The organism is Pseudomonas frederiksbergensis (genome assembly GCF_035751725.1).
Lineage (GTDB): Bacteria > Pseudomonadota > Gammaproteobacteria > Pseudomonadales > Pseudomonadaceae > Aquipseudomonas > Aquipseudomonas frederiksbergensis_A.
This window is the reverse complement of the sequence record NZ_CP142104.1, coordinates 3,686,492-3,701,187: the sequence shown is the minus strand read 5'-3', so window position 1 is coordinate 3,701,187 and position 14,696 is coordinate 3,686,492. Positions and strand designations below refer to the sequence as shown.

The 14,696-nt window shown below is 61.0% G+C and carries 15 protein-coding genes; 10 read left to right on the top strand and 5 right to left on the bottom strand.

The window, feature by feature from the left end:
- On the top strand, window positions 1-2,235 hold the full coding sequence (gene glgB, locus VQ575_RS16330) for a 1,4-alpha-glucan branching protein GlgB (RefSeq protein WP_325917966.1): 2,235 nt from the start codon (window positions 1-3) through the stop codon (window positions 2,233-2,235).
- A gap of 73 nt (window positions 2,236-2,308) precedes the next feature.
- On the opposite strand, the gene gudD is transcribed toward glgB, so the two are convergent.
- Complete coding sequence (gene gudD, locus VQ575_RS16325) at window positions 2,309-3,652, bottom strand: glucarate dehydratase (RefSeq protein WP_039589218.1); 1,344 nt, start codon at window positions 3,650-3,652, stop codon at window positions 2,309-2,311.
- Window positions 3,653-3,995: 343 nt separating this feature from the next.
- Here gudD and VQ575_RS16320 point away from each other — a divergent pair, with 343 nt between their 5' ends.
- Window positions 3,996-4,709, top strand: a complete 714-nt coding sequence (locus VQ575_RS16320) for a FadR/GntR family transcriptional regulator (protein WP_039589219.1) — start codon at window positions 3,996-3,998, stop codon at window positions 4,707-4,709.
- A 179-nt stretch (window positions 4,710-4,888) separates the two neighbouring features.
- On the opposite strand, the gene VQ575_RS16315 is transcribed toward VQ575_RS16320, so the two are convergent.
- From VQ575_RS16315 to VQ575_RS16305, 3 genes are read right to left on the bottom strand one after another with little or no spacing between them, the layout of a single operon-like run.
- On the bottom strand, window positions 4,889-6,070 hold the full coding sequence (locus VQ575_RS16315) for an acetyl-CoA C-acetyltransferase (RefSeq protein ID WP_039589220.1): 1,182 nt from the start codon (window positions 6,068-6,070) through the stop codon (window positions 4,889-4,891).
- An 11-nt stretch (window positions 6,071-6,081) separates the two neighbouring features.
- Window positions 6,082-6,747, bottom strand: coding sequence for a CoA transferase subunit B (locus VQ575_RS16310; protein WP_003180355.1), 666 nt, complete (start codon window positions 6,745-6,747; stop codon window positions 6,082-6,084).
- A gap of 35 nt (window positions 6,748-6,782) precedes the next feature.
- A complete protein-coding gene (locus tag VQ575_RS16305) occupies window positions 6,783-7,481 on the bottom strand; it encodes a CoA transferase subunit A (protein WP_039589221.1) in 699 nt (232 codons plus the stop codon).
- Between the two features lie 131 nt (window positions 7,482-7,612).
- Here VQ575_RS16305 and VQ575_RS16300 point away from each other — a divergent pair, with 131 nt between their 5' ends.
- Window positions 7,613-8,515, top strand: coding sequence for a LysR family transcriptional regulator (locus VQ575_RS16300; protein ID WP_198725327.1), 903 nt, complete (start codon window positions 7,613-7,615; stop codon window positions 8,513-8,515).
- Between the two features lie 94 nt (window positions 8,516-8,609).
- On the opposite strand, the gene VQ575_RS16295 is transcribed toward VQ575_RS16300, so the two are convergent.
- Window positions 8,610-9,437, bottom strand: a complete 828-nt coding sequence (locus tag VQ575_RS16295; protein ID WP_198725330.1) for an NAD-dependent protein deacetylase — start codon at window positions 9,435-9,437, stop codon at window positions 8,610-8,612.
- 179 nt (window positions 9,438-9,616) lie between these two features.
- On the opposite strand from VQ575_RS16295, the gene VQ575_RS16290 reads away from it, so the two are divergent.
- From VQ575_RS16290 to VQ575_RS16255, 7 genes are all read left to right on the top strand, one after another.
- Window positions 9,617-10,126, top strand: a complete 510-nt coding sequence (locus tag VQ575_RS16290; protein ID WP_039589224.1) for a ferritin-like domain-containing protein — start codon at window positions 9,617-9,619, stop codon at window positions 10,124-10,126.
- An 80-nt stretch (window positions 10,127-10,206) separates the two neighbouring features.
- Window positions 10,207-10,476: a hypothetical protein gene (locus tag VQ575_RS16285; RefSeq protein WP_039589225.1), complete on the top strand. Its 270-nt coding sequence runs from the start codon at window positions 10,207-10,209 to the stop codon at window positions 10,474-10,476.
- A 24-nt stretch (window positions 10,477-10,500) separates the two neighbouring features.
- Window positions 10,501-10,749 (top strand): metallothionein, encoded by a 249-nt coding sequence (locus tag VQ575_RS16280; protein ID WP_039589226.1) that lies wholly within the window; start codon window positions 10,501-10,503, stop codon window positions 10,747-10,749.
- A gap of 511 nt (window positions 10,750-11,260) precedes the next feature.
- A complete protein-coding gene (locus VQ575_RS27290) occupies window positions 11,261-11,638 on the top strand; it encodes a con-10 family general stress protein (RefSeq protein ID WP_039589227.1) in 378 nt (125 codons plus the stop codon).
- A gap of 267 nt (window positions 11,639-11,905) precedes the next feature.
- Window positions 11,906-12,787: a manganese catalase family protein gene (locus VQ575_RS16265; protein WP_325917964.1), complete on the top strand. Its 882-nt coding sequence runs from the start codon at window positions 11,906-11,908 to the stop codon at window positions 12,785-12,787.
- 108 nt (window positions 12,788-12,895) lie between these two features.
- The gene (locus VQ575_RS16260) at window positions 12,896-13,825 is read left to right on the top strand and encodes a ZIP family metal transporter (protein WP_039589229.1); all 930 of its coding nucleotides are present in this window, start codon (window positions 12,896-12,898) and stop codon (window positions 13,823-13,825) included.
- A 123-nt stretch (window positions 13,826-13,948) separates the two neighbouring features.
- Window positions 13,949-14,449, top strand: coding sequence for a YciE/YciF ferroxidase family protein (locus tag VQ575_RS16255; protein ID WP_325917962.1), 501 nt, complete (start codon window positions 13,949-13,951; stop codon window positions 14,447-14,449).
- Window positions 14,450-14,696: the final 247 nt, after the last annotated feature.

Below are 14,696 nucleotides of genomic sequence, written 5' to 3'. Positions count from 1 at the left end.
ATGAGCGTCTCGAACAAGGAATCACAGGGGCAGGCCAAAGAGTCATTGCTGCCGGCCCCCCACGACATCGACGCGCTGGTGCGCGCCGAACACCACGACCCGTTTTCGATCCTGGGCCCTCATGGCGATGGGGCCGGTGGGCAATTCATCCGGGCCTACCTGCCCGGTGCGTTGAGCGTGCATGTGCTCGCCCGTGACGGCGGGGAAGAGCTGGGCGAGTTGCAGATCACCGAGACCCCGGGTTTGTTCGTCGGCCATTTCGACCGTGCCCAGCTATACCTGTTGCGCACCCGTTGGGCCGGCGGCGAGCAGGTCGCAGAGGATCCGTACAGCTTCGGCCCGCTGCTGGGGGAAATGGATCTCTACCTGTTTGCCGAAGGTAACCATCGCGACCTCAGTGCCTGCCTCGGTGCGCAACTGAAAACGGTGGACGGCGTCGATGGCGTGCGCTTCGCCGTCTGGGCGCCGAACGCACGCCGGGTTTCGGTGGTAGGTGACTTCAACGTCTGGGACGGACGCCGGCATCCGATGCGCATCCGTTATCCGTCCGGCGTGTGGGAAATATTCATCCCCAGGCTCGGGCCGGGCGAAGGGTACAAGTATGAGATCCTCGGTGCCCACGGCATCCTGCCGCTCAAGGCCGACCCGGTGGCCTTGGCCACGCAGTTGCCGCCTGACACGGCGTCCAAGGTCGCTTCGCCACTGAACATCGAATGGCATGACGACGAGTGGATGCAGAGCCGCCGTGAACGCCAGCTACCGGGCGCGCCGCTGTCGATCTACGAGCTGCACGCCGGATCCTGGCAGTGCGAGATCGACGAGGCGGGCGAAGTCTCCCGCCAATACAACTGGCATGAACTGGCTGAGCGGTTGATTCCCTACGTCAAGGATCTTGGCTTTACGCACATCGAGCTGATGCCGATCATGGAACACCCGTTCGGTGGTTCGTGGGGCTATCAACCGTTGTCGCAATTTGCCCCGACGGCGCGGTTCGGTTCGCCCGATGATTTCGCCGCCTTCGTCAACGCCTGCCATAAGGCCGACATCGGCGTGATCCTGGACTGGGTGCCCGCGCACTTTCCGACCGACACCCATGGCCTGGCCCAGTTCGACGGCACCGCGCTGTACGAATACGGTAACCCGCTGGAAGGTTTCCACCAGGATTGGGACACGCTGATCTATAACCTCGGACGCACCGAGGTCCACGGTTTCATGCTGGCGTCGGCGTTGCACTGGCTCAAGCATTTTCACGTCGACGGCCTGCGGGTGGATGCCGTGGCCTCGATGCTGTATCGCGACTATTCGCGCAAGGCCGGTGAATGGGTGCCAAACCGCCACGGCGGACGGGAGAACCTGGAAGCCATCGATTTCCTCCGACACCTCAACGATGTGGTCGCGCTGGAAACCCCGGGCGCGCTGGTCATTGCCGAAGAGTCCACCGCCTGGCCCGGCGTCAGCCAGAGCACGCAACAGGGCGGCCTGGGTTTCGCCTACAAGTGGAACATGGGCTGGATGCACGACTCGCTGCATTACATTCAGCAGGATCCGGTGTACCGCGCCCACCACCATAACGAGTTGAGCTTTGGCCTGGTGTACGCCTGGTCCGAGCGTTTCGTGCTGCCGATTTCCCACGACGAAGTGGTCCACGGCAAGCGCTCGCTGATCGACAAGATGCCTGGAGATCGCTGGCAGAAATTCGCCAACCTGCGGGCCTATCTCAGTTTCATGTGGGGCCACCCGGGCAAGAAGCTGCTGTTCATGGGCTGCGAATTCGGCCAATGGCGCGAGTGGAACCATGACCAGCAACTGGACTGGTACCTGCTGCAATATCCCGAGCACCGGGGGGTGCAGAAACTGGTCAGCGACCTGAACCGTCTATATCGGGAAGAGCCGGCGCTGCACGACCAGGACGATGCGCCCCAAGGCTTCCAATGGCTGATTGGCGACGATGCGCTCAACAGCGTCTATGCGTGGTTGCGATGGAGCAAGGACGGTCGGCCGGTGTTGGTGGTCGCCAACTTCACACCGGTACCGCGCGAGGCGTATCGGGTCGGCGTGCCGTTTGGCGGTCGTTGGGTGGAACTGCTCAACAGCGATGCCGACACCTACGCCGGCTCCAACTATGGCAACGGCGGCGGCGCCTCCACCGAGGCGATCCCCAGCCATGGCCAGGCACTGTCGTTGGAACTGAACCTGCCGCCGCTGGCGGTGCTGATTTTGCGGCCGGAGGGTTAATAGCGAAACAGCAGCAGATGACTGTGGCGAGGGGATAAATCCCCTCGCCACAGAAGAATCGAGTTGCTGAATACTAGCGAACCAGGCAAGGCTGCTTGTTGTTGAACGTCCAGCCCGGGATCAGATACTGCATCGCCACCGAATCGTCCCGCGCCCCGAGCCCCATGCCTTTGTACAGCTCGTGAGCCTTGGCCAACTGGTCCATGTCCAGCTCGATCCCCAGCCCCGGTTTCTTCGGCACCTGCACGCAGCCTCCCTTGATTTGCAACGGCGCCTTGGTCAGCCGTTGGCCGTCCTGCCAGATCCAATGGGTGTCGATGGCGGTGATGTCCCCCGGTGCGGCGGCCGCGACGTGGGTGAACATCGCCAGGGAAATGTCGAAGTGGTTGTTGGAATGCGAGCCCCAGGTCAGGCCCCATTCATTGCACATCTGCGCCACGCGCACCGAACCTTGCATGGTCCAGAAATGTGGGTCGGCCAGGGGAATGTCCACGGATTGCAGCGTGATGGCGTGGCCCATCTCGCGCCAATCGGTGGCAATCATGTTGGTGGCGGTCTTGAGGCCGGTGGCGCGGCGGAACTCGGCCATCACTTCACGGCCCGAATAGCCATTCTCTGCGCCGCAAGGGTCCTCGGCGTACGCCAGCACTTTGTGCTGGTCGCGGCACAGGCGAATCGCTTCCTTGAGTGACCAGGCGCCGTTGGGGTCCAGGGTGATTCGCGCCTGGGGAAAGCGCTCGGCCAGCGCCGTCACGGCTTCGATTTCCTCGTCGCCCTTGAGCACGCCACCCTTGAGCTTGAAGTCCTGGAAACCGTAATGCGCGTGGGCCGCTTCGGCCAGGCGCACCACGGCGTCGGCATCCAGGGCTTTTTCATGACGGACGCGGAACCAGTCATTATCGGCGTCCGGTTCGCTGCGGTAGGGCAGGTCGGTCTGCTGGCGATCACCAACATAGAACAGATAGCCGAGCATCTTCACTTCGTCGCGCTGCTGGCCTTCGCCGAGCAGGGCCGCGACCGGGACATCCAGGTGCTGCCCGAGCAGATCCAGCAACGCAGCTTCGAGGCCGGTGACGGCGTGGATGGTGATGCGCAAGTCGAAGGTCTGCAGACCTCGGCCGCCGGCATCCCGGTCGGCGAAAGCCTGGCGCACGCTGTTGAGGATTTTCTGGTAGGTGCCGATGGGGCTGCCGACCACCAGCGAGCGAGCGTCTTCCAGGGTCTGGCGAATACGCTCGCCGCCGGGCACTTCGCCGACGCCGGTGTGCCCAGCGTTGTCCTTGAGGATAACGATGTTGCGGGTGAAGAACGGACCATGGGCACCGCTGAGGTTCAGCAGCATGCCGTCGTGGCCGGCCACCGGGACGACTTGCATGCTGGTGATGATCGGGGCTTTGCTGGTTTCTGGCGTAGTCATCGTGTATGGAATCCTTGAGTTATTGTTTTTATGCGCGGTATTGGGCAGGTGTCGATGTTGATAGACATCATACAAGTCGATTTTTTTGTCTGACAAGCTGTTTTTGAGTTCGATTGGATTGGTTGTTGAAGCTTTTTATGCCCTATTTATAGCGCTGTTCGCCGTTATCGAAGGGTTTTTACAGGGCTTCTGAGTTTGGGAAGACCTGCCATATTTGCCCAGGCTCAGCGTTAGATAAAGGTCAATCTTGCGTGTTGTCATACAAGTTGAGAGTGTTCCGAGGAGTACTTGCAACGCCGCCAGTGATAGGATCGACAAGCCTGTCTTCAAGGAAGCCCGCCCGATGCAGCAAGACACAGAAGCGCCCCTGCGCAAGCGCACCCACAACCTGGCCCATGACCTGGTGGCGAAGTTGAGCCAGAGCATTTTGCTGGGGCAGTTGAAGCCGGGGCAGAAACTGCCGTCCGAAGGCGCCATCGTGCGCGAGCACGGGGTCAGCCGCACGGTGGTGCGCGAGGCGATTTCCAAATTGCAGGCTTCGGGGCTGGTTGAGACCCGTCATGGCATTGGCACTTTTGTGCTGGAGCAGACCGGGGAGCCGGGGTTGCGGCTCAACGTTGATACCGCGGCGGGCGTCCGGGCAATCCTGGAGTTGCGCCTTGGCCTGGAGGCCCAGGCGGCGGCACTGGCCGCCCAGCGTCGCAGCGAGCGACAGTTGCAACAGATGCGCGAGGCCCTGGATGACTATCAGCAGTTGCTCAGCAGCAATGACAGTTGCGTCGAGGCTGACCGGCGTTTCCACCTGTTGATCGCCGAAGCCACGGATAACACCTGTTTTGTCGAAATCATGCAGCACCTGGGCAGCGCGATGATTCCACGTACGCGGGTGAACTTGGCCGAACGTGGCCAGGCGGACCTGGGCAGGCTCGCCCAGTTTGCCAACCTGGAACACGAAGCGATTTTCAACGCCATCAAGCGCCAGGACCCCGACGCCGCCCGCGCGGCGATGTGGCTGCATCTGACCAACAGCCGTGACCGCTTTGGTGCGGGGGGCTGAAGAACTATCCAATGCCCTTGGCATTAAAAAAAACTCTGGCCAGGGGATCTGGCTGTTCAGGCTGACGGAGCAAACTCAAGGCATAAAAAAACCGGCGCAACCAAAGCCGCGCCGGTGGTGGTGCCGATGGTTGCGCGAATATCGTGGGTCCGCGCCGCCACCGTCGTGCCTGTTGTCGGTTACGCCCGTTCCAATGCGAGGGCCACGCCTTGGCCGCCGCCGATGCACAGGGTCGCGAGGCCCTTCTTGGCGTCGCGCTTGATCATTTCATGCAGCAGCGTCACCAGCACCCGGCAGCCCGAAGCACCGATCGGGTGGCCCAGGGCGATGGCGCCACCGTTGACGTTGACCTTGTCCATGTCCCATTCCAGTTCCTTGGCCACGGCCAGGGACTGGGCGGCAAACGCTTCGTTGGCTTCGATCAGGTCCAATTGGTCCAGCGACCAGCCGGCCTTGTCCAGGCAGCGGCGAGTGGCCGAGACCGGGCCGATGCCCATGATCGCCGGGTCGACGCCAGCATTGGCGTAGGCACTGATTTTCGCCAGAACCGGCAACCCCAGCGCCTTGGCTTTTTGCGCACTCATCAGGATCACGGCGGCGGCGCCATCGTTCAGCGACGAGGCGTTACCCGCCGTGACGCTGCCGTCTTTCTTGAACGCCGGCTTGAGCTTGCCCAGGGATTCGGCGGTGGTGCCGGCGCGTGGCTGTTCGTCGGTGGCGAAGGCCACCGGGTCGCCCTTGCGCTGGGGAATCAGGATCGGCGTGATTTCATCGGCGAAGCGGCCGCCCTCGATGGCGGCGACGGCTTTCTGCTGGGACGCGGCGGCAAAGGCGTCTTGCGCCTCGCGGCTGATACCGTACTTGTCCACCAGGTTCTCGGCGGTAATGCCCATGTGGTAATCGTTGAATGCATCCCACAAGCCATCGGTGATCATGCTGTCGATCATTTTTGCGTGGCCCATGCGCAGGCCGGTACGGGCGGCCGGCAAGACGTAGGGGGCCAGGCTCATGTTTTCCATGCCGCCGGCAATGATCACGTCGGCATCGCCGCAGCGGATCGCCTGGGCGCCCAGGTGCAACGCCTTGAGGCCCGAGCCGCAGACCTTGTTCAAGGTCAGCGCCGGCACCGCGTGGGGCAGGCCGGCGAGGATCGACGCCTGGCGCGCCGGGTTCTGCCCGGAGCCTGCGGTCAGCACCTGGCCGAGAATCACCTCATCGACTTGCTCGCCCGACAGGCCGGTCTGTTCCAGCAGCCGACGAATCACCGCGGCACCGAGCTCCGGCGCGGGAATGGAAGCCAGCGAACCCTGGAAACTGCCGATGGCGGTGCGGGTTGCGGCGACAATCACGACTTCTTGCATCGAATTTCTCCTCACTGGGCAGCGAACTGCATTTCAGGGACGTGGTCCGGCACGATCAGTTTGCCGGCGGTCTTGGCGACGATTTCCTCGACGCTGACGCCGGGGGCACGTTCCTTGAGAATAAAGGCGCCGTCCTGGATTTCCAGGTAGGCCAGGTCCGTCAGCACGCGCTTGATGCAGCCGGCGCCTGTCAGCGGCAGGCTGCAACGGGGCAGCAGTTTCGATTCGCCGTCCTTGGACGCATGGGTCATGGTGACGATGATGTTCTCGGCACCCGCCACCAGGTCCATCGCGCCGCCCATGCCCTTGACGAGCTTGCCGGGGATCATCCACGAGGCGATGTTGCCTTCGACGTCCACTTCGAACGCGCCGAGCACCGTCAGGTCGATATGGCCGCCACGGATCATGGCGAAGGATTCGGCCGAGGAAAAGATCGAAGCGCCGATGCGCGCGGTGACCGTCTGCTTGCCGGCATTGATCATGTCGGCGTCGACTTCCGCTTCGGTGGGAAACGCGCCCATGCCGAGCAGGCCGTTTTCCGATTGCAGCATGACTTCCATGCCTTCGGGGATGTAGTTGGCAACCAGGGTCGGAATGCCGATACCGAGGTTCACGTAGTAGCCGTCTTGCATTTCGCGGGCGACGCGCTGAGCCATTTGTTCGCGGGAAAGTGCCATGGTGTCATTCCTTCATTCGGGCCGGGGGCAGGGGATCACTTACGGACGGTGCGCTGTTCGATGCGCTTTTCGAACGTGCCGCAAATGACCCGGTCGACGTAGATGCCGGGGGTATGGATCTGTGCCGGGTCCAGCTCGCCGGGTTCGACGATTTCTTCGACTTCCACCACGGTGATCTTGCCCGCGGTGGCCGCCAGCGGGTTGAAGTTCTGGGCAGTGTGACGATAGATCACGTTGCCGAAATGGTCGGCTTTCCAGCCTTTGACGATGGCGAAGTCACCGGTAATGGATTCTTCCATCAGGTACTGGCGGCCATGGAATTCGCGCACCTCCTTGCCTTCGGCCACGGGGGTACCGACGCCGGTAGCGGTGAAAAAGGCCGGGATGCCTGCGCCGCCCGCGCGCATCTTTTCCGCGAGGGTGCCTTGGGGCGTGAGCACGACTTCGATTTCGCCGCTCAGCAGTTGCTGTTCGAAGAGGGCGTTTTCACCCACGTAGGAAGCCACCACCTTGCGGATCTGGCGGTCCACCAGCAGCACGCCGAGGCCGAAGCCGTCTACGCCGCAGTTGTTGGAGACCACGGTCAGGTCACGGGTGCCCTTGCGCTTGATCTCGGCGATCAGGTTTTCCGGAATGCCGCACAGACCGAAGCCGCCGGCGATGATGGTCATGCCGTCCTTCAAGCCGTCCAGCGCTTCTTCGTAAGAATTCACGCGTTTGTCGAAACCTGCCATAGACACCTCTTTTATTCTTGAATGGGGTCGCAATGAAATGCAGTGTTGCGCCAAGTCATATATTTGTTAAGTTGATTTTTAGATTTGATTGATTGATAAAACTCAACAATTGCCCTTGGAGCGCAGCGACCATGACCCTCAAGCAAATCCGTGCGTTCCTGGCCGTGGCCCAGAGCCTTAGCTTCGCCGTGGCCTGCGAGCGGCTGCATCTCTCCCAGTCGGCCCTGAGCTTGACGATCAAAGCCCTGGAAGAAGGGCTCGGTGGTCGCCTGTTCAGCCGCAACACGCGCAACGTGGCGTTGACGCCCGAAGGCGAATCATTACTTCCACTGGCCCGTCGGCTGGTGGCCGACTGGGACAACGCCGAAGACGAAATGCGCCAGCGCTTCACCTTGCAGCGTGGCCGCGTGACGCTGGCCGCGATGCCATCTTTCGCCGGCAACCTGTTGCCGCCGATCCTCAAGACCTTCCGCGCGCGCTTCCCGAATGTCAACGTCACGGTCAACGATGTGATCAACGAGCAGGTGCTGGAAATGGTCCGCGATCGTCATGTGGAACTGGGCGTGGCGTTCGAGCCCATGCAGGGCTCGTCATTGGTGTTCACGCCGTTGTACCTCGATCGTTTTGTGGCGGTGGTGCCCCTGGATTCGCCACTGGCCCAGCGCGACGAAGTCCAATGGCAGACCCTGCTGGAACAGCCGTTCATCACCCTGCAACGGCCCTCTACCGTGCGGGTGATGCTCGAGGAACATCTGCAAGCGCGAGGCATGAAATTGCCGGTGGAATTCGAGAGTCATCAACTGGCGACCGTCGGGCGAATGGTTGCCAGCGGCCTCGGCGTGAGCGCCGTACCGGCCTTGTGTGTCGGCCAGATGCACGAACTGGGCGCCCGCTGCATCACCCTCGGCGATCCGGTGATCGAACGGGCCATCGGCGTGCTGACCAAGCCGGGCTACGAGTTGTCGGCGGCGGCCCAGGCGTTGTTCGATACGTTCAGGGATCAGGATATCGGGACCCAGTTGATCGTGGGGTGACCACCGGGCCCGCAGATCAAAAGCTGGACGGGGCGGCCTGGAAGCCGACCTGTTTCCTTGGTGATCGCGTTCCCATCGGGGATGGATGTGCGCTTCAGATCAGCAGCGGTAGCAATTCTTCACACGGCACTTGCACCTTCAAATCCAGCAACTCATCAGCCCGGGTCGTGCCCCGGTTGATCGCCAGCAGCGGCTTGCCCTGATCCTTGATTGCCCGACAGAGGCGAAAGGCCGAATACGCCATCAACGAAGAACCCACCACCAACAGCCCATCCGCTTGTTCTACGGCTTGCGTGGCGCGGGACGCTGTGGCGGCGGCGACGTTTTCTCCGAAAAAAACCACATCGGGTTTCAGCCGCTCGCCATTGCAATGAGGGCAACGGGGGATCTGGAAGCGCGCCTCGAATGCCGGATCCAGCAACGTATCGCCGTCCGGGGCTTGTACCGCGTCGACGCCGGCCAGGTAAGGATTCTGCGTTTCCATCATGAGTTGGATTTGCTGGCGGTCGCTCCGCTGGCTGCAATCCAGGCACAGCACTCGATGCAGGCTGCCATGTAGCTCGATGACCTGGCGGCTTCCGGCCTGGTCATGCAAGGCATCGACATTCTGGGTGATCAGCCCGCTGATGCGCTCCGCCACTTGCAATGCCGCGAGGGCCTCATGAGCCAGGTTCGGGCGGGCCTGGCGCAGGCGTGGCCAGCCGAGCATGGCTCGCGCCCAGTAGCGCCTCCGGGCCTCGGGCTTGGCGAGGAATTCCTGGTACATCATCGGTTGCCGGCCCCGTCGAACGCCGTCGCTATCACGGTAATCGGGGATACCGGATGGCGTACTGATGCCCGCGCCGGTCAGCACCAGGAAACGGCGCCCGGCCAGGTATTCCTGCAGTTGTTCGATCGGTTCACGGTGAAGATCGTCGGGCATTGCTGTGCTCCGCTGGCTAGGAGTCGTTGAGGTTAGCATCGTCCTCTCGGTACGCCTTTCGTCGCTCTGCGGCGCTGTTTATTCAAACTTTCCCGGTGCGGGGAACATCCACCTTATGTGCGGTATTTCAGAGCTCTCGCACGACAGTGCGTCAATGAACACTGAACAAGGAGAACGCAATGGCAACCCCTAAAGAAAACCTGCTGGATTGGCTCAACGATGCTCATGCCATGGAACAGCAAGCGGAGAAAATGCTCAAGGCCCAGGCTGAGCGCCTGGAGCATTATCCGGTGCTCAAGGCCCGGATCGAACAGCACATCGAAGAGACGCTGGGGCAGCAGAAGCTGGTGGAACAATGCATCCAGCGCCTGGGCGGCAGCCCGTCAATGCTCAAGGACATGGCCGGCAAGCTGATGGCGTTCGGTCAGGCCATGGGCGGCATGGCGATGAGTGACGAAGTGGTCAAGGGCGCCATGAGTGGCTACGTATTCGAGAACCTCGAGATCGCTTCCTACACGGTGCTGATCGAAGCGGCAAAAGTGGCCGGGGACGTGGAAACCCAGCGGGCTTGCGAACAGATCCTGCCCCAGGAGATCGCCATGGCCGATTGGCTGCGCGATCACTTGCCGGAAATCACCCAGGCGTTCCTGGAGCGTTCGGCCAACCCGCATACCGAAGCCAAGCGCTGAGGTTGGAGCCGCATGAAAAGGCGCGGCCGGACACGTTCCGGCCACGCCCGAACCTGCCGTCAAACGCAAAGGGGACAGGTATGAAGCAGACCACCGGTGAGGTAAGAGCCATCAATCGACAGAGCGCCAGGGTGGGCGTCTACGTGACGGAAGAGGACGGCCACACGGTGCTCGAACTGGGTCCCGCCAACGACGTTGATATTGGCGATGTCATTGAATGGGACAGCGGCACGGCCGTGGGCACCCAGACCTATCGCAACCTGACCAAAGGTTGGGCAGATGAGGTGTATGTGGCCAAGCATGGCGTTGCGGCAGCGAACCTTGAGGTGCAATTGCTGGTGGGATCCTGATAGCCGCAAGTGCAGGAGGAGAACATGAGTGAATTGAAATGTGGCTGCCCTGGCTGCCATTGCGACGTCGATCCCGAGCGGGTGTTCAATCATGACGGCGAGGCGTATTGCAGCCAGGCCTGCGCAGAACAACATCCAAACGGCGAGCCATGCCCGGCGCAGGACTGCCATTGCGAACGCAGCGGCAAGGTCGGCGAGCGGGACATTACCAACAATCAGCTGGATGAAGCGCTGGAGGAGACGTTCCCGGCCAGCGACCCTATCTCGCCCTGAATAACGCTTTATCCGGGTATCGGCGACAGGGTACCCGGACGCCGCAAGCCGGTCAGTGCGGTGGTGCAAGACAACACCGGCAGCCCGCGAGTTTTGGCTTCCTGGAACGGCGCGAGGCCAGGGTGGCGAGACCGGTGCAGAGGGGTGCCGGCGCCATCCGGCCCTTGGCGGACAGCGTGGAAAGACACGCACTGTTTCGAATCTTCGGCGTGGGCCAATGTGGGACCGAGCTTGCTCGGGAAAGCACTTGAAAGTTAAACAGTCAGGTCGACTGGTAAATTGCATTCGCGAGCAAGCTCGCCCTCACATAGTTACGCATGGCGATTGTGTTAATTGAGCGTCGCTTGCTTGATAGCGGATTTCAATTGGTTGCAAGCGCAGCGGTATATAAATAAGTCATTGACCGTTCGTCGCCCTTTGAAGAACTTTCTTCAAACCTTGGATGCGTCATGTTTTCCGAATAAGTACGAGCCAACGGGGTTCGCAAATAGCAACTAACGAGGTGAATGAAATGGCAAATACAGGTAATAACAACCCTGGCAATTTCGCTAACGATCGTGAGAAAGCATCGGAAGCCGGCAAGAAAGGCGGCCAGGCATCGGGTGGCAACTTCGCCAACGATCCGGAACGCGCAGCCGAGGCCGGCCGTAAGGGTGGCCATATGTCGGGTGGCAATTTTGCCAACGATCCGGAACGTGCCGCAGAGGCGGGCCGCAAAGGTGGACAAGCCTCGGGTGGCAATTTTGCCAACGACCCTGAACGGGCATCGGAAGCCGGCCGCAAAGGGGGCCAAGCCTCTGGCGGCAACTTCGCCAATGACCGGGAAAAAGCTTCCGAAGCCGGCAAGAAAGGTGGTGAAAACAGCCACGGCGGCGGTCGTAAATCGTAATGTTCCGTGGTCTACAAGCCTCATGCCACTGGCATGAGGCTTGTACCGGTTATTGATAGAAGTGTTTTTTATAGTCGGGCATGTCATGCCCGGCTTCGCTTAACTTATTCATTATCAAGGCGTGGATGGTTTTGTATGGCTTGCCACTACCATTCGTCTTTTGTTGTGAATAAAAAATAAATTTTATACGTTCAACTTCTTCTGACTTTCATGGGCCTGTCGTCGGCAGGGTTCCCATGAACTGTGTCCTGACCGAGGAGTTCAATCATGTTCATTCATAACAAACGATTGCAATATACCGTGCGTGTCGCCGAGCCCAATCCAGGACTCGCCAACCTGTTGCTAGAGCAATTTGGCGGCGCCCAGGGCGAACTGGCGGCGGCGTCGCGTTATTTCACCCAGGCCTTGTCGGAGGATGATCCGGGCCGCAAGGATCTGCTGATGGACATCGCCACCGAGGAGCTCAGCCATTTGGAGGTGATCGGCTCGATCATCGTGATGCTGAACAAGGGCGCCAAGGGCAAGATGGCCGAAGGTGTCGAGCAGGAGGGCCAGCTGTACCGCGACATCAATGGCGCCGGCAATGACTCCCACATCACCAGCGTGCTGTATGGCGCCGGTTCGCCGTTGACCAACTCGGCCGGTGTGCCTTGGACCGCTGCGTATATCGACACCATCGGCGAACCCACGGCGGACATGCGTTCGAATATCGCCGCCGAAGCCCGGGCGAAAATCGTGTACGAGCGGTTGATGAACGTGACTGACGACCCTGGGGTAAAAGAAGCCCTGGGCTTCCTGATGACCCGTGAAATTGCCCACCAGTTGTCCTTCGAAAAAGCCCTTCATTCCATCCAGCCCAACTTCCCGCAAGGTAAGCTGCCTGGCATGCCGGAGTTCACCAACGTGTACTTCAACATGTCCCAGGGCGAACCTTCGGTGCGCGGTCCTTGGAACCAGGGGGACGATTGGGAATTCGTCGAGAACCCAACGCCGGCGGTCGATGGTGGAGATGGCTTGGCCAGCGTGCAGTTGAGTGAGAAAGACGAAGCGCTATTGATGGACATGAAGGCGCGGACGATGTCTAACCCGGAGAGCAATCCCACGACAGGTGCTGACCTGGGCGCAGGGATGCAAAACGAGAAGCTGTAAGGCGTTGGCGAGGGGGCCTGGCTCCCTCGCCTGAACATTTGACTTGATCGTCCCTGTGGTTGCGGGTGACGATCAAGCACCGTGTGGTTAAACCAACAAGGACACTCGATGGACCAGCCCACCTCCCGGATCCGATCGCCCTGGCGTACATGGCTTGATCCCGTGCAAAACAATCTGCTGCTGGGGTTGACCTTCTGGCTCGGGTTGGCCCTGGTCGCCGTGCTGTTGCTCTATAGCGGCTACAACGCGCTGGTGGGGGCCGATCGCCAGAACCTGGGCTATGCGGCACTGGGCGGGGCCTCCGGCTTTGCCGCTACGGCGCTGGGCGCGATGACGGCGGTGGTGCTGCGCGATATTTCATCGCGTACCCAGGACATCATGTTGGGCTTCGCGGCCGGCATGATGCTCGCGGCCAGTTCGTTTTCGCTGATCCTGCCGGGCATCGAAGCCGCGCAGGTCATCTGCGGCAACCAATTGCTCGCCGCCCTGGTCGTCGTCATTGGCCTGGGGCTGGGCGTGGCACTGATGATCGGCCTTGACCGCTTCGTACCCCATGAACACGAGTTGAGTGGACGGCGTGGCCCCGAGGCCAAGCGCATCAACCGGGTCTGGTTGTTCGTCCTGGCAATCACCTTGCACAACCTGCCGGAGGGCATGGCCATTGGCGTGAGCTTTGCCAACGGCGACTTCAAGGTCGGCCTGCCCCTGACCACCGCCATCGCGATCCAGGACATTCCCGAAGGTCTCGCCATCGCCATGGCGCTGCGAGTGACCGGAATCAGCACGCTGCGCGCCGCGCTGATTGCGGTCGGCTCAGGCTTGATGGAGCCCCTGGGGGCGGTAATCGGGCTGGGCATGTCTTCCGGCGTGGCGGTGGCTTATCCCATCAGCCTGGGCCTGGCGGCCGGGGCGATGATCTTCGTGGTGTCACACGAAGTGATTCCGGAAACCCACCGCAATGGCCACGAAACGCCGGCGACCCTGGGCTTGATGATGGGGTTCGCAGTGATGATGTTCCTGGACACAGCGCTGGGTTGACGCTGCGCCTCGCAACCCTCCGTCCAGCCGTTCGCAGATTTCTTGAACATCCACAAAAACCTTCGAGTCAGTGTTGAACAGGTGAAGCGTGGCTTCACCATTCACCGATCGGAGGATCTCCAGATGGCCAGAAAAACAGTGACGGACCTGTTCATTCACGAGCTGTCCGACGTCTATAGCGCTGAAAAGCAGATTACCCGCGCATTGCCGCGGATGGCCCGTGCCACCACCAATCCGTTATTGGCTCAGGCTTTCAACGATCACCTTGAAGAAACCCAAGGGCAGATCGAACGCATCGACACCTTGGTCGAAGTGGCGGGCATCAAGCTCAAGCGCATGAAGTGCATCGCCATGGAAGGGCTGGTGGAAGAGTCCAAGGAGTTGATCGAGGAAATCGACAAAGGTGCGGTGCTCGACGCGGGGCTGATCGGCGCTGCGCAGAAAGTCGAGCACTACGAAATCGCCAGCTACGGCACCTTGATCGCCATGGCCAAGCATTTGAACCTGGGCGATGAAGTGCTCGGCCTGCTGCTGGCGACGCTCAAGGAAGAAAAAGCGACCGACGAGAAGCTGTCCAAGATAGCCGAGCAGGGTGGCAACCAAGCGGCGACGATGGAGTCTTGATGTCGATATAACCGCTTTTTGTGGCGAGGGAGCAAGCTCCCTCGCCATCGGTCCTGTACCAGAAAGGGCATTGGTGTTCTCACCAATGCCCTTTTTCTAGCGAAACCCAACCCAGCGGCCCCTGCGACCACACGGCGTCAAACCGTGAAACTCGTTGGAACTCGGCTCCCGCGCGTCCCGTCACTTGTTCTGAGAGGCACTGGTCCAGGCATCGCCCAGGCAGTGCCTGATGTTGAGTTTTTCATCA